Genomic DNA, 18,103 nt, shown 5'->3' with positions numbered 1-18,103 from the left:
TAAACAAAAAAGGCATTATTATTTTTTAATAATTTCATCTTTTTGTATACCCCAGAGATGATTTTTTTTAATCCAACCATTAATTTTTGAATTTTTAACTTTACACCAATTTTTGTTACATTCACTAATTATTAAAACTTGATATATTTCAAGCTTTGCTTTTGGCTTTGAAAAAATTGTAGGAGATGAAAATATAACCAGATTATTTTTTGTAGTTACTGTTGATCTTGTTCTAGATAATTGAGAAATATGTATCCATCCTAAGTCATTTTCATAATCTTTAATTTTTCTCCAATTATAATGTTCATCAATAATCAAAACTGGTAAATATTTATTTTTATAAATAAATTTTACTGGATAAGTTTTGGAAGGTCCAAGTCTAACATTTACTTTATTATTTTTTAAACTTCTAATTTCGGCTGAGGACGAATGATGTAAAAAAAAAATAGCAAAAATTATTAATAAAAGTTTATCCATGATTTTTACATTTTTGACTCTTATTAATTTTTACCATCCTAAAATTGAGTGTTTCAAAGTTTAAAACTAAAACATGATTTTTCAGGTTTGACTTGATACCTGCAATATTTTTTATCAATTCATTTGATATAATTGCCCCCGCTGATCCTGTTACTGTGCCAAGTATACCTTCATCTTGACAACTTGGTGAAATATTTGGAACCTTAGGCATAAAACATTTTAAGCAGGCACTCTTTTTTGAAAAATCAAAGAAAAAAATATGGGCATCAAATTTACTTACTGATCCAATAAATAATTTTTTTTTATTTTTAATGCATTCATCATTTATAATTAGTTTAGAAAGAAAATTATCTGTACCATCAATTATATAATTATAATTTTTTATTATTGATTTAATATTTTTAGCATTAATCTTTTTTTTAAATATTTTTATATTTATTTTTTTATTGATAAGTTGAAGTTTTCTTTTAGTTATTTCAGCTTTATGTTTTCCTATGTCTTTTTGATCGAATAAGACCTGTCGATGTAAATTACTTTTTGCGACTTTATCAAAATCTACAATTCCAAAATTTGTAATACCAGATCGAGCTAAGAAAAGTGCACATGGTGAACCTATGCCGCCAGCTCCTATAATTAAGATTTTTTCTTTTTTTAACTTTAATTGTCCTTGAATATTTATTTTTTTTAAGTTGATTTGACCTTTGTATCTTTCAATTTCATCTATTGTTAGTGACATTAATTTTTACCAGTAGAGCCAAAACCACCTTCACCCCTGATAGATTCTGGTAAATTATCTTTCACTTCAAATTCTGCTTTCACAATTGGGCAAAGAATCATTTGTGCGATTCTATCACCATTTTTAATTACAAAATCTTTATCACCCAAATTTATTAAAATTATTTTAATTTCTCCTCTATAGTCTGCATCAATAGTTCCAGGTGTATTTAATACTGTAATTTTATTCTTAAATGCCAATCCAGATCTTGGTCGGATTTGTATTTCTAAATTTTCAGGAATTGCTACAGAAATTCCTGTTGGAATTAATGCAGTTTCTTTTGATTTAATTATAATATCTTGTTCAATAAAAGCTTCTAAATCTAAACCTGAAGAGCCAGTTGTTTTGTATTCAGGGATATTAACTTTAGGATTAAGTTTTTTAATTAAGGCTTTTATTTTCATTAATTGTAAATTCTTTTAAAATTTTTTGAACTAATAATGTTGCAATTTCAGACTTTTCTCTTTTTGATATTTTTTCAATCTCTTGGTTTTTATGAATTATCGAAATTTCATTATTTTTAGAATTAAAACCAATATTTTTATCAGAAACATCGTTTGCAATTATCCAATCACAATGCTTTTGTTCAAGTTTTTTTTTAGCATATTCAATTACATTATTTGTTTCTGCTGCAAAACCTACGACAAGTTTTGGTCGTAAATTATTGTGATTGCTTATAAAGCTTAGTATGTCCATATTTTGATATAGTTTTAAATTTAAATCTTTATTATTTTTTTTAATTTTTTGTTCAAATTTATCAGTTCTAAAATCTGAAACCGCCGCTGAACATACTGCAATATCTGTAGGCAAACTTTCTTTAACCGCCTCAAGCATTTCCTGAGCGGTTGTAACTTTTACTGTATTAATGTTATCCTCAATTTTGATTTGAGAAGGACCCATTATCAGCTTTGTTTTTATTCCACACTCAACCATTTTTTTAGCAATATAATAACCTTGCAAGCCAGAAGACTCATTTGAAATATATCTAACAGGATCAATATATTCTCTTGTTGGACCGGCAGTAACTACTGCTGATAAATTAATATCTTTTTTTATAAAAAAATTATCGATTGTAAATTCAATTTCATTAACATTTGCCATTCTGCCTTCACCGAACTCACCACAAGCTAAAAGCCCTTCTGATGGACCAATCATTGAAAAATTTCTTTTTTTCAATTTTTCGACATTTATTTGAGTAGCATTTTTTTCCCACATTTTTACATTCATCGCTGGTGCTAAAAATATTTTTTTATTGGACGCAAGAATAACAGTATTAATAAAGTCATTTGCCGAACCATTAGAGATATTTTCAATGATATTGGCAGTAGCAGGAGCTACTAAAATTAAATCTGCCCATCTTGATAAAGCTATATGATCCATTTCAATTTCTTCATTAAGATCAAATTTGTTAAGATAAACTTTGTTATTAGACAATGATGAAATTGATAGAGGTGTTACAAATTCTTCTGCAGTTTTTGTTAATATTGTTTTTATTTCATAGTTCTTTGAGCGTAAATTTCTAATTAAGTCTAAAGTTTTGTAGGCAGCAATGCCACCAGAAATAATTAATAAAATTTTTTTATTATTTTTCATTAGAGCTTAATTAAATAATACTAACAATGATATTACCACTAATAAGATAAATATAATTATTTTATTTTGTTGATTTTTAATTTTTAATTTTTCAAACTGAAATTTTTTTGCCATCTCATTATTTGATGCCACTGTTCCAGCGGCAAGCAGTTCCAATGCTTTTGAGGCTTTGTCCATCATACTTGGCAGCTCTGGTAGCCTATCCATAACTTGCGATGTGGTTTTGATAGCTTGATTTATCTTTGCTTCAGGTCCAACTTCTTTTTTTAGCCACCCTTCTAAAACTGGTTTTGATATTTCCCAGATATTTGCATCCTCATCAAGTGTTCTAGCTACCCCTTCAACCACAACCATAGTTTTTTGCAAAAGTAAAAGTTGAGGCTGAGTTGCCATGTTAAATTGTTCTGTAATTTCAAAGAGTTGTGCTAATAATTTTCCCGCTGAAATATTTTTAATTGACTGTCCAAAAATAGGCTCTCCGATGGATCTAAGCGCTTGAGAAAAAGCATCTTTTGACTGATCTAAAGGAACTAGCCCTGCAATAAAATGTACGTCAGCAACCTTTTCATAATCTCTTTGAATGAAACCATATAAAATTTCAGCTAAATATTTTCGATTATCTTTATCTAATCTACCCATTATTCCAAAGTCGACCGGAATAATGTTTCCATCTGAGTCTACAAAAAGATTTCCCTGATGCATGTCGCCGTGAAAAAAACCATCCCCGACAGCTTGTCTTAGGAAATTTTGAATTATATTTTTTGCAAGTTCTTTTTTATCAATTTTAAGTTCATTAATTTTATCTAATTCTTTTATACTAATACCTTCTACTTTTTCAGAAGTTAAAACTCTTTTTGATGTAAAATCCCAATTAATGTCAGGCACTTTAAATTTTGGATCAGATTTTGTATTTTTCTTTAATTCACTGCCCGCTGATCCTTCAAATCTTAAATCCATCTCAATGGCCGTAATTTCTTTAAGCAAATGAACTACTTCAATTAATTTAAGTCTTTTTGTTTTAGGTAAAATTGTTTCCACTATTGAAGCAAATAACATTAACGCTTCTAACTCTTCATTGAATTTCTTTTCAATACCAGGTCTTAATACTTTAATCGCATATTGCTTACCCTCAATTGTTGCAAAATGAACTTGCGCTATAGAAGCTGCAGCTATCGGTTTGCTTAAATTTTCAATTTGTTTGTACTTTTCTTCTCCAATTTCATTACTTATACTTTTTTTTGCTATTTCCATATCAAAGGGTGGCAAGTCATCTTGTAAGCTTTGAAGTTCTTTAGCTAGATCTTTACCAACAATGTCAGGTCTTGTTCCGAGAAATTGACCAAGCTTAATAAACGTTGGGCCCAATTCTTTTAATGCCGACACTAATCTTTGGCCAACACTTTTGCTGTCTAAACTTTTTTTTTTAAAAGAAGAAAAACCGAAAATTTTTATTGAATATCGAATTAAAAAATTTGGTTTATACAATTCACCAAAATAATCTAGGGTTGAAGATTTAGCCAAAGCTCTGCCAATTTTCAGAAGAATTAAAATTTTTTTAATCATTTAGCTTCCAAGAATAATGTATCGAAGCAATTCCACCAAATATATCTCTGGTGCTAATATTTCTAAAACCGACATCTCTTAATTTTTTTGATATTTCTTTTTGAGAATAAAAATCTTCAATACTTTTAGTGAGATATTCATATGGCTTTGAATCTTGATTAAATACTTTTCCTAGAGCAGGTATTGATTTAGAGTAAAAATTATAAATTTCTCTTAGTATCGGTTTATTAACTTTATAAAATTCAAGACAATAAAAACCCCCACCTTTTCTTAAAATTCTAAAAGCTTCTTTGAGAGCAATATCTAATTTCGATATATTTCTAAGACCAAAGCTAATTAGATATGCATCAATAGAATTGTTTTTTAGAGGTACTGTTTCTGCATAACTACAAAGATGCTTGATATTTTTGTAACTTTTAAATTCATCAATATTTTGATTTAACATATTAAAGTTTGGCTCAATCCTTATTATTTCTTTGCTTTTGTTTTTTTGGATCAGTAATCTTGAAATATCACCGGTTCCTGATGCCATATCAACTATTGTGTTGTTATTTTCTAATATAACCGTATCTACAAATTGTTGCTTCCATATTCTATGGGTACCAAGTGACATGATATCATTCATCATATCGTACTTCTTAAAAGCGCCATCGAATACTTTATTTACTAAACTAGTATTTTTATATTGGTGAATATTTTTCATAATTCTTTAAAAGACGATTGTATTAAAAAAAAAATTATATGCCAGAACTTCCAGAAGTTGAGATTACAAAAATAAGCTTAAGCAAACAGATTTTGCATAAAAAAGTAAAAAATGTCACAATATTAAATCCTAACCTTCGATACAAATTAAATAAACAAAATTTATTATCTTTAAAAAATAAAATTATAAAAAAAATAATTAGAAGATCAAAGTATTTACTGATTCATTTTAATGATAAAAATATTTTATTAGTGCATCTTGGAATGACAGGCCGGTTTTATTTTGTGAAAAAAGGTAAAAATAAAATTGATACTAGTTTTTACACTAAAAACGAAATAATTAAAAAACATGATCACTTAAAACTTTCATTCAAAGGTTTTGATTTAATTTATAACGATATTAGAAAATTTGGATTTATTAAGAAAATTTTATCAACAAATATTGAAAGCACAAAACATTTAAGTTCACTTGGACCTGAGCCATTAAGTTTAAATTTTAGTTTTAAATATTTAAAAAACAAAATTAGTAACTCAAATTCTTCTGTGAAAAATTTATTAATGAATCAATCTGTAGTTTCAGGCTTAGGTAACATATATGTAAATGAGGCTCTATTCAGAAGTTGTGTTAGCCCTCAAAAACCGGGAAAGTTTCTAAAAGATATAGAAACAAGAAAAACTATAATTGCCATTAAAAAAGTATTGAAAATGGCAATAAAAGCTGGTGGTTCAACTATCCAAAATTATCACAACTCTGAAGGGAAGACTGGTTCTTATCAAGCTAATTTTAAAGTTTATGACAGAGAGGGTGAAACTTGTAAAAGAGCTGGGTGCACTGGAAAAATTAGGCGTGTAATCGCTTCTGGAAGGTCTTCTTTTTTTTGTATTAAGTGCCAAACATAGTGTTGACCACAATTAAAAAGGCTATATAAACTGCCCATCAAAAAAAATGGCAAATACATCATCAGCTAAAAAAAAAACAAAAGTCATTAAAAGAAAGACAGCTATTAATCGTATAAGGATTGGTAAGTTCAAAGCAGCAATTTCTGAGATAGAAAATGCAATCAAAAGTGGAGATAAAGCTAAGGCCAAAAAGCTTTTTGATAAATTCCAGTCACAGTTGATGAAAGTATCTAAAAAAGGCTCTATAAGAAGACAAACTGCATCAAGAAAAATTTCTAGAACTTCAAAAAAGCTTGCTTTGATGAAGTAAGTTTAAGATTCATTTAAATTTAAAAAAAAATTCAACTTTAGATTTTAAAATTTCATTTAACAGATCAAAAAAAATTTAAATTCTTTTGTAATGCAAAAAGTGTTTAATAAATTTCGTGCGACAATTTAATTTCTAAAAAAATTATTTTCACAATCCAAAGTTGTTATAATTTTTTTTTTAAAAAAAAAATTTTTTTGTTGCTTACGCATTTTGTTTTAATTAAAAGACTTTCTCATGAAAAGTTCATCAGCCTTACAAATTAACGAAGATATTAAAAAAAACTGGGAAATTGTTCAACAAAAGTTGAAAGAAACTTACGGTTTAGATGTTTACAAAAGCTGGATACAAAATGTTGAAGCTAAAGGTATTGATTTTTCATCTTTAATTTTAGTTGTTAAAACAAGATTTGTTAGAGACTGGATTGTTTCTCACTACGCAGATAAAATTTTAGATCATTATCAAAAACTTGATAATTCAGTATCTAGAATTCAATTTGAAATTAATGAAATTTTTGATGAAAAAAGATCTACAAATATTTTAGATTTTGGATCAGGTACAAAAATAATTGATTTAAAAGATACAAATTATGGAATTAATAGAATAGATCCTCGATTAAACTTCGAAAGTTTTGTAACGGGCGAAAGTAATCAATTAGCTTTTTCAGCTGCTAAAAGAGTTACAGAAAGTCTTGGTCATTATAATCCTTTATATATCTATGGCGGTGTTGGACTAGGAAAAACTCACATTTTAAATGCTATTGGAAATCAACTTAAACAAATGGATAAAAAGGTAATCTATCTTTCAGCTGAAAGATTTATGTATCAATTTGTAAAATCAATTAAAAATAAAGATACACACAAATTTAAAGAAATTTTTAGAAACGCTGATGTACTTATATTAGACGATATACAGTTCATTAGTGGTAAAGAAGTAACACAAGAAGAGTTTTTCTATACATTTAATAGTTTGTTAGAAAATCAGTCTCAAGTTGTGATTTCATGTGATAGATCACCAAATGAACTAGATCGTATTCAAGACAGAATAAAATCAAGATTATCAGGGGGCTTAGTTGTTGATGTTCAGCCACCTGATATTGGCTTAAGACTTGAAATATTAAAAAAGAGATGTTTAGCCGAGAAAAATCATTTTGGTAATGAGATACTAATAAATGATGAAATATTATCATTTATATCGAATGAATTTAAATCAAGTGTTAGAGACATGCTTGGTGTATTAAATAGAGTTATAGCATCAGCTAGAATTCAAAATAAAACACCGACTTTGCAAGATGCAAAACTTATTTTGAAAGATCTTCTGAATAATATGCAATCAGTTATAAGTATTGAAGATATACAAAAAATTGTTGTTGCTTATTATAATTTATCAATGAATGATTTTTTATCTGCAAGAAGATCAAGGCATATCGCTAGACCAAGACAAATAGCGATGTATTTATCAAAAAAATTAACAACAAAATCACTGCCTGAAATAGGTAGAAAATTCACTGGTAGGGACCATACTACTGTAATACATGCAATAAAAAAAATAGAAGAATTGATGTCAAAAGATCGTCAATTCGAGTATGAAGTACAAAGTATTACAGATAGAATAATCAAGAAATAAAATGGAATTTAAAATTGACAGAGATGTTTTATTAAAATCTCTGGCACATGTACAAGGTGTTGTTGAAAAAAAAAATACGTTACCAATTTTGGGCAATGTCTTAATAGAAGCTCATGATGGATTTTTAAAGCTAACGGCCACAGATTTAGATATTATTATTACGGAAAAGCTTACATGTCAGACGATAAAAGAAGGATCAACAACAACAACGGCACAGGTAATTTATGACATCGTTAGAAAACTTAAAACCGGATCGTCACTACATTTGTCATTAAAGGAAAATAATAGATTAAAATTAATATCTGGCAAATCTGACTTTAATTTAACATGCATATCTCCTGACGAGTTTCCAATATTAGAAGATAATATGGATGAACAGTATTTAGAAATACCATCTTTTGAATTTTTAAAAATAATAAATAAAACAAAATTTTCTATCTCTAATGATGAGACAAGACATTATTTAAATGGAGTTTATTTAGATAAAAAGGATGGAGAAAATAAATTAATTGCGGTTGCAACAGACGGTCATAGACTTAGCAAGTCAGCGACAGAAATAAAGGGCGCAGACAATTTTCAATCAGTAATCTTACCTAAAAAAACTGTATTTGAATTACTTACAATAATTGATGAAGATTCTATCAATCTTAAAATTTTATCTACAAAATCTAAGATTAAATTTTTGTATAAAGATATTGTTTTAATTTCAAAGGTGATCGATGGAAAATTTCCAGATTATGAGAAGGTTATACCAAAAGATGAACGTATAGCCGCAAAATCAAACGTCGAAGAATTTATAAGCGCTTTAGATCGACTGAAATCGTTATCTTCAGATAGAAAAGGAGTCATCAAAATATCTTTAGATAAAGGGTTGATGAAGTTTTTAATAAATGATGCTATTTCTGGAGATGGTATTGAAGAAGTGCAAACTCAATATCAAGGGGAGCATTTAGAGATTGGTTTCAATTCGACATATTTAATCGATGTTGCAAATGTTTTAGAAAGTAAAGATATTGTCCTAATGTTAAAAGATGCAACTTCACCTATACAAGTCAAAGATGAAAGCGATCCCCTTAGTACTTACATTGTTATGCCAATGCGTGTAATTTAATAAGTATTTAATGGCAAGTGTAACAAAAATAAATATTAAAAATTTTAAATCTCATAAACAATATAATTTAGAAATTAGTAAAGATTATCAGCACATAATTATTTATGGAGATAATGGCGTTGGAAAGACTAATCTAATAGAGAGTTTATCTTTTTTTTCTAATTCAAAAGGATTAAGAGGTGATACTTTAGATAAGTTATTACCAGAACAAGAAACAAATATTATTGATACAAACATACAAGCAAAAATTTTATCGAACTTTAATCAATTTAATTTTTCTTTCAAAATAACTAAAGATCAAGAAAGTTTAAAAAAAACCTTTTTTTTAGAAGAAAAAAAAATATCACTACCCAAAATAAAAGAAATTTTAAGTTTCATCTGGTTATCACCATATATGGATAAAATTATGTATGAAGGACAATCTATAAAAAGAGATTTTATAGATAAATTAATCTCACAGAACGAAAAAAATTTTAATTTATCAGTATCAAGTTACAAAAAAAATATAGCAGAAAGGCTACAAATTCTAAAAAATACAAAAGACAAAAAATGGCTTGATATAATAGAGAAGAGATTAGCAGAAAATATTTATGAAATTTTTTTAATGAGAAGGAACTATGCAAACAAAATTAATAAAATTATTTCAGATAAATTAAAAAATTTCAGGGAAATTAATATTAAATATAACAATGATCTATTTGATGATCTAAATGAAAAAAAAATAAAAATAGAGATTTTTTTTGAAAAATTGAAATCTAATCGTGCACTAGATGAGATTACTAAAAGGACAAATTTTGGTATCAATAAAGATCAGATTTTTTTTTTCGACAAAATCAAAAATAGAAATACAGATGCCTGTTCAACAGGTGAGCAAAAATCATCACTATTAACTATTATTCTTGCCAATTGTTGGAAATTAAAAATAGAAAAAAAAGATTTTATTCTTTTATTAGACGAGGCCACTTCTCATATTGATGATCAAAACTTCGGGAGGCTTGTCACTGAAATTGAAAAATTTGGCACCCAAATTTGGTATACTGGAACGAGCAAGAATCTATTTCAAGCTATTGAAAATAAAGGGTTTTTTATACATTTAGAGTAATCTATACCTCCATTTTTAAGAGTAAAAATGTTATAAATAAAAGTTCGTTTTAATCAAAAAAAATTAAAAAATGTCTACAGCTATTACAAAAAAAACCGAATATGGAGCAGATTCAATCAAAGTTTTAAAAGGACTTGATGCAGTTAGGAAACGTCCTGGTATGTATATTGGTGATACCGATGACGGCACTGGTTTGCATCATATGGTTTTTGAGGTCGTTGACAATGCAATAGATGAGGCCTTGGCCGGTCATTGCGATACGATTGTAGTTAAAATTAATAAAGATAATTCGGTATCCGTATCTGATAATGGCAGAGGAATTCCTGTTGAAATACACAAAACAGAAAAAATTTCTGCAGCAGAAGTAATAATGACCCAATTGCATGCTGGGGGTAAATTTGATCATAAAACATATAAAGTTTCTGGTGGTTTGCATGGTGTGGGTGTGTCAGTAGTTAACGCACTTTCCAAGAGTTTGAAAGTTGATATTTTTAGAGACGGAAAAAAGTATTTTGTAGAATTTGAAAATGGAATTACTAAGGCACCACTAAAAGAAATAGGTAAGTCCGACTTAACAGGAACTAATGTTACTTTTTTACCATCTAGTGAAATATTTACTGATACTAAATTTAATCTTTCAATTTTAGAAAAAAGATTAAAAGAATTAGCATATTTAAATAAAGGATTGAATATTCAATTAAGTGATGAAAGAAAAGAAAAAGCGAAAGTTTTAAACTTTAAATTTGATGGTGGAATAAAAGAGTTTGTTAAGGATTTAAATAAATTAAAAAATAAAATTAAAAATGAAGATAGTCAGTTTATATTAGAAGAGCCATTATATTTTCAGTCAAATAAAAATGATATTGATGTAGAGTGTGCACTCTTATGGAATTCTTCTTACAATGAAAACGTTTTATGTTTTACAAATAATATCCCCCAAAAAGATGGTGGAACACATTTATTAGGTTTTAGAAATTCAATAACAAGATTAATCAATAAATATGCGAATGATTTTGGTCTGTTAAAAAAAGATAAAGTAACCATAGTTGGAGATGATGTGAGAGAGGGCTTAATTTGCGTATTGTCAGTAAAAGTTCCGGATCCAAAGTTTTCTTCACAAACAAAGGAAAAACTTGTTTCCTCAGAAGTTAGACCGGTTGTTGAAACAATAACCAATGAAAAAATTTCATTATGGTTTGATCAAAATCCTAAAATCGCAAAAACAATTATTGGTAAGATAATTCAAGCAGCTGTGGCCAGAGAAGTTGCTCGTAAAGCTAGGGAGAGCGTAAGAAGAAAAAACGCTATTGATATTACCAGCCTTCCTGGAAAACTAGCTGACTGTCAGTCTAATGATATTAATAAAACTGAATTATTTATCGTTGAGGGAGACTCTGCGGGCGGTTCAGCAAAGCAGGCAAGAAATAGGGAATTTCAAGCGGTATTACCCTTAAGAGGAAAGATTTTAAATACTTTTGTTGAGGCTAAAAATAATTCCTCGGATATCAAAAAAGTTTTTTCTAAAATGTTATCATCTAATGAAATTGTTACTTTAATAAATGCTATTGGTACTGGCGTAGAACCATTTGAATTAGAAAAATTGAGATATGGTAAAATTGTAATTATGACCGATGCCGATGTAGATGGATCTCACATAAGAACCCTTTTACTAACTTTCTTTAATAATAAACCATTTAATGAATTGATAAAAAAAGGGCATATTTATATTGCGCAACCTCCTCTTTATAAAATTAAATCAGGTAAAACAGTAAATTATTTAAAAAATGAAAATGATTTGGAAAAATTAGCAATAGAAAATTCGCTAAAGAAAATTGAAAGTGTTACTTTTAAAAATGATAAAAAATTTAAATACGATAAAACCTTTATTGTTCAGTCATATGAATTATACAAATTAATTAAATCCATAGATGGTGACAAAGAAATTTTAGAACAATTATCAATTGTTGGAGCATTTACCGAGAAAGACAATATAATTTTAATAACTGAGGATAAAAATAATCAAAAAAAATTAGGTGCAATTAAAGCTGTAGCTGAAAATCTAAATCAAAATTTAGAAAAAGATGAATCAAAGTGGCAAGGATTAATTGAAAATGATAGCTTTATTTTACGAAGAGAGTTTTATCATGAATTAATTGAAAAAAGATTAGATATTAATTTTTTATCAAATAATAAAATTTTAACCAATCTTTCTAAATTTAATAAAACTGCAAATATTTTTCAAAATTCTTGCGTTATAAAAGAGGGAGATGCGTCTCATAAAGTCAATTCACTCATAGAATTTATTGAAGTCATCATTGAAATTGGAAAGAAAAACTTATCATTACAAAGATTTAAAGGTTTAGGAGAGATGAATCCTGATGAATTGTGGGAAACAACACTAAATCCTAAAAACAATTCTTTACTAAAAGTAAATTATTCAGAATTAAATGGGGAAATTTCGCAGCCTTCTTCATCAGATGATGAAATATTTTTTACTTTAATGGGTGAGGACGTTTCAAAAAGAAAGAACTTTATTAATTCTAATGCTATAAATGTATCAAATTTAGACATTTAGGCATGTTTTTTAAAGATCGAATTAATTCAAAAGACCTTAGAATAACTTTAGAGACTCTTATTAACATAAGATGGATAGCCATATTAGGTCAGTTCTTTACAGTATCATTTGTTTATTACGGCCTTAAATTTGAATTTCCTTACTATATTGCTTTAGTATTAATTTTTCTTTCAGCGATTATAAATGCTTATTTAGAGATTAATAAAAAAAAATTCTTAACAATTGATAATTTTGCTGCCACTGTAAGTATTTTTTATGATCTGGTTCAATTGGTGATTTTACTATTCATGACTGGAGGTTTATCAAACCCCTTTTCAATTTTAATCATAGTTCCAACCACGATTTCAGTCACTTACCTCTCAAGAGGAAGCAGTCAATTTATAGTTACTTGTTCTATTATTTTTTCCACTGTTATTGCTTTTTATCATATGCCACTACCCTCACCGCAAAACCAAACACTAAATTTTCCAAAATACTACGACATTGGAATGTGGTTATCATTAGGTATAGGGATTATTTTCCTAGGTAATTATGCGTATCAATTGGGTAGAGACAATAGAATAAGATCTGAAGCACTAAATAAGTTGGAGCAAGAACTTACAAATGAAAAAGTAGTTAATTCAGTTGGCGGTATAGCTGCGGCAGCTGTGCATGAACTGGCCACTCCCCTTGCAACAATTTCACTTGTTAGTAAGGAGCTTCAAAAACAAATCTCTAAAAACAACCTGGCAAAAGATGATATCAATTTATTAATTGAGCAGGCAGCAAGGTGTAGTTCAATTTTAAAGGATATAGCAGAGAAGAAACAAGAAGATCAATTCATTGCAAAAGTTTCACCAAAAGAACTAGTTAATGAGATAGTATTTTCAGTAGATAATAAATTTAATAAAGAAATTAATATTATTAATAAATCTCTCAATGAAAGAATAAAAATGAATAAGAAAACTGAAATAAGTTACGCAATAAGAAATTTTATTGAAAACGCAATTAAATTTGCAAAAAGTCAAATTGAAATAGAAATAGATCAAAACAAAAAAAATACCAATATTACAATAAGTGATGACGGCCAAGGATTTCAAGACGATGTAATTTCAAATTTAGGTCAACCTTATTTAAAATCTGAAAAAGTTAATAAAAATAAAAAAGGAATGGGTTTAGGAGTATTTATATCGAAAAGTTTACTAGAGAGATGTAATACAAGGGTAATATTTCAAAATAAAAAGAATAATTCTGGAGCAGTAATTAAAATTACCTGGGTTAATTCTCAAATGGCAAATTTGTAAGATAAAATTTTATAAACTAATTTTGCTGCTAAAAAATCACATGCATGCAAATGAGGATTTGGGGCTAATTCATTCACATCAGCACCTACAACATTGGAGTTTTTAAATACTGTTTTCAGTATGCGCATTGCATCAGACCAGAATAAACCATCTGGTTCTGGTGTACCAGTTGCAGGCATAAGGCTGGAATCAAATCCATCCAAGTCAAATGTTAGATACACATCTTTATTTTTTAATATTTTAGATAGTTTTTCCATACTCCACTTATGCATTTCATTTCCCCAAAAAATTTTAATTCTTTTATTATTCTTTTTAAAATAATTAAATTCTTCTTGGCATAAATTTCTAATTCCAATCGATACAATTTTAACATTTTTATTATCTAAACATCTTCTCATAGCTGCAGCATGTGAATTATGAATTCCCATGTAACCATCCCTTAGGTCTGCGTGAGCATCAATTTGAACAATAGTCAAATTTGAATATTTTTTCACTAATGCTTTAATAATTGCAGGTGTAATAGAATGTTCACCTCCAAGGGTTAGGGGAAAGCACTTTGATTTTAAAGTTTTTTCAATGATCTTTGAAAGTTGGTTTAAGCTATCATTAAGTTTTGATTTAATTTTTTCCTGTTTTAAAGTTTTAATATTAAATTTTTTATAAGGTTCTAACTTCAGCTCTTCATCAAATAATTCGACTTGGTGAGATGCTTCAATAATTTTTTTGGGACCATTTTTTGTTCCACCGCTGTAACTTACTGTTTTTTCAAGACCAAACGGAATAATATATACTTTATTTTTATTTTTATTTTCTTTTGGTAGTCCAAGAAAACCTTCGGATGGTTTTAAAAATTTCATTAATCAAAAATTTTAGAGAAATTTTTTACAGTTCTATCTTTCCAATATCCTCTGTGATATGCGTCACTTGCAATTAGTGGTAAAACAGAGGTTGCTTCGGCAAAAACCATTTGTTCTTCTGTGGTATCAACTTTGCCCCAAGAGCTTGCCTCTTTCAGAGTTGAGCTACTGCAGGCTCCGTCACGACTATCAGCAACCGTGATTTGTACTGCATATTTATGCATTTCAACTTTTTTATTAAGAAGTTCTGCACAAATTACAGTATCTTGAATAAAGTTCTTTGGAACTCCACCACCTATCATTAATAATCCTGATGCGTTAGATTGGATTTTAATTTCCGTTAATTCACGAAATTCTTTTATTGAGTCAATGGTCATATGTTTATCTGGATTTCTCTCTTGATGCATCACTAGACCAAAACCTGCTGAACTATCAGTAAATGCTGGGCAAAAAATAGGTACATTATGATCATAAGCTAATTCAATTAGTGAATTTTTTTTCTTGGCGTTTGTCTTTAAGTATCGTCCTAATTCCTTGATAAATTCTCTTGAAGTGTAGGGTCTTGGTTCAAGTGTATCAGCAATCTCACCAATGATCCTGTCGCAATTTTGCAACTCATCTTCATCGATGTAAGTATCATATATACGATCAATATAATTATCTCGTAGAACACCGTCATCTTGAAATTGAGAACCTTGATAATGTTTAAAACCAAGTGCTTCAAAAAAATCCATATCAATAATTGAAGCTCCTGTCGCAACAATTGCATCAACCATATTATTTTTTACCAAGTCTGAATAAAGCTTCATGCATCCAGCTGCAGACGTAGAACCAGCTAAAGTTAAGAATATAGTACATTCTTTGTCTTTAAGCATATTATTATAAATTCTAGATGCGTTTGCAGTCTCTCTTGAAACAAAAGACATTTTTGACATGGAGTCTATAATTGGTCTGGCATCAAATGATGTAATATCGATATGCTCAACGGGTTGCTTTAAAAAGCTAGATTTGTTGTGACCCATTTTTATGCAAATAAAGTTTTAATATTTTGGTTTTCGTCGGCTTCATAAATTGACATTAAAGGTTTATCTTGAACTTCATGAAGTTGATTAGAATAAAAACCATTAAAATTTGTTCTTAAGCTCATTCCATAAGCACCTAATTGACCAATCTCGATATAATCACCGGTATTGATATTTGAAGGAAGCATAAATGGTCCTTTCATATAATCTAATCCATCACATGTTGGTCCGTAAAAACTATAAGGCACCAATCTTTTTGATGGTGTATTTTCAATTTGAATTGCTCTTGTTGGAAAAATAAATCTAGGTGTTCCAGCATCAAATAAAGATCCATACGTACCGTCATTAATATATAAATGTTGTTTTTTCTTTAGCTCAACTCTCACAATTGTTGAACCACTCTCGGCAACTAAAGCCCTACCTGGTTCACAGATCAGCTTAGGTGTTTTAGTCAAATTTAATTTATTTAATGCCTGAGTAATTTCTTTAAAATAATTTTGAATAGGTTGCGGATATAAATCAGGATACGTTGTAGGAAATCCACCTCCAACGTTAATTATATCAGGAATAATATTAGATTTTTTTATAATATTGCCAAGATCCTTTATCGCTTTTGAATAGGCAATTGGATGCATACATTGTGACCCAACATGAAAACTAAAACCAAATTTTTTTGATTTTACCTTTGCAATTTTTGATAACGAAACTGCTTCATTAACACTTGCTCCAAATTTTTTAGATAAGTCTATTTCAGAATGTTCATTAGATGTTTGAATTCTTAAAAATAATTCAAGATCTTTTGCATTATTCGTAACTTTTAAAATTTTGTCTAATTCTTCTTTACTATCAAATGAGTAAGCTTTGACACCATGGTAAAAATAAGCTTCTTTAATACTGCTCTCTTTTTTTACAGTATGCATGAAATATATTTTAGATTCTGGTGAGAGTTTTTTTACTAACTTGATTTCTTCAATTGATGCTGCATCAAAGTTTTTTATACCATTTTTAATTAATGTTTTTACTACTGCTTCTGTAGGATTGCATTTTACTGCATACAGCACATCACCAGGAAAATTATTATTAAACCAATCTGCCGATAATTTTAAACTATGTTTTCTAAAGCAATATACCGGATCTATCGGCTGTAAAGCTTTGACCAACTCGTCCACACACTGAAATTTTGCCATCTCATAAAACCTCTCGTTAGTTAACAGTCAGTCGTTTTTTTTCATGAAAAAAATCCCCTAAAAAAAACAACTTAAATCGCGAAATAAAGTAATTTCAGTTTATGTAAAGAAAAAAAAACACTTGGCACTGAAATGAATTAGACTTTGATATCTGGATTATTTGCTCTGTAAGAGTTGTAAAAACTGGTATGCTACGTATATTAAGAGTTATGAAAAATACAGTTGGCAAGATGAATATTGAAGATTTTGCAGATAAAACCTTGCTAATTGTAGATGATGATGACCCATTCAGAAACAGATTAGGTAGAGCTATGGAGTCAAAGGGATTTAAAGTTTCTTTAGCCAAAAGTATAGAAGAAGGCTTAATATCAGCTCGAAAATCACCTCCTGGTTTTGCTGTCGTAGATTTAAGGCTTTTGGACGGAAATGGATTGGATGTAATTGAAGAAATTCATAAACTTAAACCAGATAGTAGAGTTGTCATGTTAACGGGTTATGGGAATTTGCCAACAGCAGTGTCTGCAGTCAAAGCAGGGGCAATTGATTATTTAGCTAAACCAGCAGATGCAGAGGATGTAGAGGCAGCATTGTTAGCTGAACCAAATAGTAAAGCTCAGCCACCAGAAAACCCTATGTCAGCTGACAGAGTAAAATGGGAGCACATCCAACGCGTGTTTGAACTTTGTAATAGAAACGTGTCCGAAACTGCAAGACGTTTAAAAATGCACAGAAGAACTCTTCAAAGAATTTTATCTAAAAGATCTCCTAAATAGTTCTAAAGTATTTTGAAAAAATATTATAATTTTTTTTTGGTCCATTAATTTTTGTACGAATTATAAAGTAGTTTTTAGATAGTATATTCAAAGATGAAATATATAAATCTTAGCCACAAAAATATATAGACGGTTTGAAATATTATAAGTTAAATTATTGATATATAATAATATTATAAATACCATAACCTGTCACTTATACACATATCCGAGCCCACCAGACCAAAAAACCTCTCCTAAGCCGTCATAA

The 18,103-nt window shown here is 28.7% G+C and carries 17 protein-coding genes; 8 read left to right on the top strand and 9 right to left on the bottom strand.

The genetic code is table 11. The annotated features are described in order from the left end of the window. Positions 1 to 18 precede the first annotated feature (18 nt). From ACTTAT_RS04265 to ACTTAT_RS04240, 6 genes are read right to left on the bottom strand one after another with little or no spacing between them, the layout of a single operon-like run. Entirely contained in the window at positions 19 to 477 is a 459-nt protein-coding gene (locus ACTTAT_RS04265) for an SH3 domain-containing protein (RefSeq protein WP_440679841.1), read from the bottom strand. Beyond that, a complete protein-coding gene (locus tag ACTTAT_RS04260) occupies positions 470 to 1,213 on the bottom strand; it encodes a HesA/MoeB/ThiF family protein (protein WP_440679840.1) in 744 nt (247 codons plus the stop codon). Before ACTTAT_RS04260 ends, ACTTAT_RS04265 begins: the two co-directional genes overlap by 8 nt. After that, positions 1,213 to 1,656, bottom strand: a complete 444-nt coding sequence (gene dut, locus ACTTAT_RS04255) for a dUTP diphosphatase (protein WP_440679839.1) — start codon at positions 1,654 to 1,656, stop codon at positions 1,213 to 1,215. The genes ACTTAT_RS04260 and dut overlap by 1 nt, the downstream gene beginning before the upstream one ends. Next, positions 1,634 to 2,845 (bottom strand): bifunctional phosphopantothenoylcysteine decarboxylase/phosphopantothenate--cysteine ligase CoaBC, encoded by a 1,212-nt coding sequence (coaBC, locus tag ACTTAT_RS04250; RefSeq protein WP_440679838.1) that lies wholly within the window; start codon positions 2,843 to 2,845, stop codon positions 1,634 to 1,636. The genes dut and coaBC overlap by 23 nt, the downstream gene beginning before the upstream one ends. A 6-nt stretch (positions 2,846 to 2,851) precedes the next feature. Next, positions 2,852 to 4,408 (bottom strand): 2-polyprenylphenol 6-hydroxylase, encoded by a 1,557-nt coding sequence (gene ubiB, locus ACTTAT_RS04245; protein ID WP_440679837.1) that lies wholly within the window; start codon positions 4,406 to 4,408, stop codon positions 2,852 to 2,854. After that, the gene (locus ACTTAT_RS04240) at positions 4,401 to 5,111 is read right to left on the bottom strand and encodes a ubiquinone/menaquinone biosynthesis methyltransferase (RefSeq protein ID WP_440679836.1); all 711 of its coding nucleotides are present in this window, start codon (positions 5,109 to 5,111) and stop codon (positions 4,401 to 4,403) included. The genes ubiB and ACTTAT_RS04240 overlap by 8 nt, the downstream gene beginning before the upstream one ends. 38 nt (positions 5,112 to 5,149) lie before the next feature. Here ACTTAT_RS04240 and mutM point away from each other — a divergent pair, with 38 nt between their 5' ends. From mutM to ACTTAT_RS04205, 7 genes are all read left to right on the top strand, one after another. Further along, on the top strand, positions 5,150 to 6,010 hold the full coding sequence (mutM, locus tag ACTTAT_RS04235) for a bifunctional DNA-formamidopyrimidine glycosylase/DNA-(apurinic or apyrimidinic site) lyase (RefSeq protein ID WP_440679835.1): 861 nt from the start codon (positions 5,150 to 5,152) through the stop codon (positions 6,008 to 6,010). A 46-nt stretch (positions 6,011 to 6,056) separates the two neighbouring features. Further along, the gene (rpsT, locus tag ACTTAT_RS04230; protein WP_440679834.1) at positions 6,057 to 6,320 is read left to right on the top strand and encodes a 30S ribosomal protein S20; all 264 of its coding nucleotides are present in this window, start codon (positions 6,057 to 6,059) and stop codon (positions 6,318 to 6,320) included. A 234-nt stretch (positions 6,321 to 6,554) separates the two neighbouring features. Further along, positions 6,555 to 7,943: a chromosomal replication initiator protein DnaA gene (dnaA, locus tag ACTTAT_RS04225; RefSeq protein ID WP_440679833.1), complete on the top strand. Its 1,389-nt coding sequence runs from the start codon at positions 6,555 to 6,557 to the stop codon at positions 7,941 to 7,943. 1 nt (position 7,944) lies between these two features. Then, complete coding sequence (gene dnaN / locus ACTTAT_RS04220) at positions 7,945 to 9,054, top strand: DNA polymerase III subunit beta (protein WP_009373025.1); 1,110 nt, start codon at positions 7,945 to 7,947, stop codon at positions 9,052 to 9,054. A 10-nt stretch (positions 9,055 to 9,064) separates the two neighbouring features. Then, a complete protein-coding gene (gene recF / locus ACTTAT_RS04215) occupies positions 9,065 to 10,156 on the top strand; it encodes a DNA replication/repair protein RecF (protein WP_440679832.1) in 1,092 nt (363 codons plus the stop codon). 70 nt (positions 10,157 to 10,226) lie between these two features. Next, complete coding sequence (locus tag ACTTAT_RS04210) at positions 10,227 to 12,731, top strand: DNA gyrase subunit B (RefSeq protein ID WP_440679831.1); 2,505 nt, start codon at positions 10,227 to 10,229, stop codon at positions 12,729 to 12,731. A gap of 2 nt (positions 12,732 to 12,733) precedes the next feature. Further along, on the top strand, positions 12,734 to 14,014 hold the full coding sequence (locus ACTTAT_RS04205; RefSeq protein WP_440679830.1) for an ActS/PrrB/RegB family redox-sensitive histidine kinase: 1,281 nt from the start codon (positions 12,734 to 12,736) through the stop codon (positions 14,012 to 14,014). On the opposite strand, the gene speB is transcribed toward ACTTAT_RS04205, so the two are convergent. From speB to ACTTAT_RS04190, 3 genes are read right to left on the bottom strand one after another with little or no spacing between them, the layout of a single operon-like run. Next, on the bottom strand, positions 13,996 to 14,871 hold the full coding sequence (speB, locus tag ACTTAT_RS04200) for an agmatinase (RefSeq protein ID WP_440679829.1): 876 nt from the start codon (positions 14,869 to 14,871) through the stop codon (positions 13,996 to 13,998). The two genes, ACTTAT_RS04205 and speB, sit on opposite strands and share 19 nt — an antisense overlap. Continuing rightward, positions 14,871 to 15,893 (bottom strand): 1,9-bis(guanidino)-5-aza-nonane synthase, encoded by a 1,023-nt coding sequence (locus ACTTAT_RS04195; RefSeq protein ID WP_440679828.1) that lies wholly within the window; start codon positions 15,891 to 15,893, stop codon positions 14,871 to 14,873. Before ACTTAT_RS04195 ends, speB begins: the two co-directional genes overlap by 1 nt. 2 nt (positions 15,894 to 15,895) lie before the next feature. Then, positions 15,896 to 17,080, bottom strand: coding sequence for a type III PLP-dependent enzyme (locus ACTTAT_RS04190; RefSeq protein WP_440679827.1), 1,185 nt, complete (start codon positions 17,078 to 17,080; stop codon positions 15,896 to 15,898). Between the two features lie 209 nt (positions 17,081 to 17,289). Here ACTTAT_RS04190 and ACTTAT_RS04185 point away from each other — a divergent pair, with 209 nt between their 5' ends. Then, entirely contained in the window at positions 17,290 to 17,853 is a 564-nt protein-coding gene (locus ACTTAT_RS04185; RefSeq protein ID WP_440679826.1) for an ActR/PrrA/RegA family redox response regulator transcription factor, read from the top strand. The last annotated feature ends 250 nt before the right edge of the window (positions 17,854 to 18,103 follow it).

It is taken from the genome of Candidatus Pelagibacter sp. HIMB1517, assembly GCF_052047895.1.
GTDB lineage: Bacteria > Pseudomonadota > Alphaproteobacteria > Pelagibacterales > Pelagibacteraceae > HIMB114.
Note: the sequence above shows the minus strand (reverse complement) of the source record. Positions and strands in the feature narration are given on the sequence as shown.

What these genes read in the sequence shown, in the direction of transcription:
- ACTTAT_RS04210 (WP_440679831.1), top strand. Translation starts at nt 10,227, where the DNA reads ATGTCTACAGCTATTACAAAAAAAACCGAATATGGAGCAGATTCAATC.
- dnaA (WP_440679833.1), top strand. Translation starts at nt 6,555, where the DNA reads ATGAAAAGTTCATCAGCCTTACAAATTAACGAAGATATTAAAAAAAAC.
- speB (WP_440679829.1), bottom strand. Translation starts at nt 14,871, where the DNA reads ATGAAATTTTTAAAACCATCCGAAGGTTTTCTTGGACTACCAAAAGAA.
- ACTTAT_RS04205 (WP_440679830.1), top strand. Translation starts at nt 12,734, where the DNA reads ATGTTTTTTAAAGATCGAATTAATTCAAAAGACCTTAGAATAACTTTA.
- ACTTAT_RS04265 (WP_440679841.1), bottom strand. Translation starts at nt 477, where the DNA reads ATGGATAAACTTTTATTAATAATTTTTGCTATTTTTTTTTTACATCAT.
- mutM (WP_440679835.1), top strand. Translation starts at nt 5,150, where the DNA reads ATGCCAGAACTTCCAGAAGTTGAGATTACAAAAATAAGCTTAAGCAAA.
- ACTTAT_RS04195 (WP_440679828.1), bottom strand. Translation starts at nt 15,893, where the DNA reads ATGGGTCACAACAAATCTAGCTTTTTAAAGCAACCCGTTGAGCATATC.
- ACTTAT_RS04185 (WP_440679826.1), top strand. Translation starts at nt 17,290, where the DNA reads ATGAAAAATACAGTTGGCAAGATGAATATTGAAGATTTTGCAGATAAA.
- ubiB (WP_440679837.1), bottom strand. Translation starts at nt 4,408, where the DNA reads ATGATTAAAAAAATTTTAATTCTTCTGAAAATTGGCAGAGCTTTGGCT.
- ACTTAT_RS04260 (WP_440679840.1), bottom strand. Translation starts at nt 1,213, where the DNA reads ATGTCACTAACAATAGATGAAATTGAAAGATACAAAGGTCAAATCAAC.
- recF (WP_440679832.1), top strand. Translation starts at nt 9,065, where the DNA reads ATGGCAAGTGTAACAAAAATAAATATTAAAAATTTTAAATCTCATAAA.
- dnaN (WP_009373025.1), top strand. Translation starts at nt 7,945, where the DNA reads ATGGAATTTAAAATTGACAGAGATGTTTTATTAAAATCTCTGGCACAT.
- ACTTAT_RS04190 (WP_440679827.1), bottom strand. Translation starts at nt 17,080, where the DNA reads ATGGCAAAATTTCAGTGTGTGGACGAGTTGGTCAAAGCTTTACAGCCG.
- rpsT (WP_440679834.1), top strand. Translation starts at nt 6,057, where the DNA reads ATGGCAAATACATCATCAGCTAAAAAAAAAACAAAAGTCATTAAAAGA.
- dut (WP_440679839.1), bottom strand. Translation starts at nt 1,656, where the DNA reads ATGAAAATAAAAGCCTTAATTAAAAAACTTAATCCTAAAGTTAATATC.
- coaBC (WP_440679838.1), bottom strand. Translation starts at nt 2,845, where the DNA reads ATGAAAAATAATAAAAAAATTTTATTAATTATTTCTGGTGGCATTGCT.
- ACTTAT_RS04240 (WP_440679836.1), bottom strand. Translation starts at nt 5,111, where the DNA reads ATGAAAAATATTCACCAATATAAAAATACTAGTTTAGTAAATAAAGTA.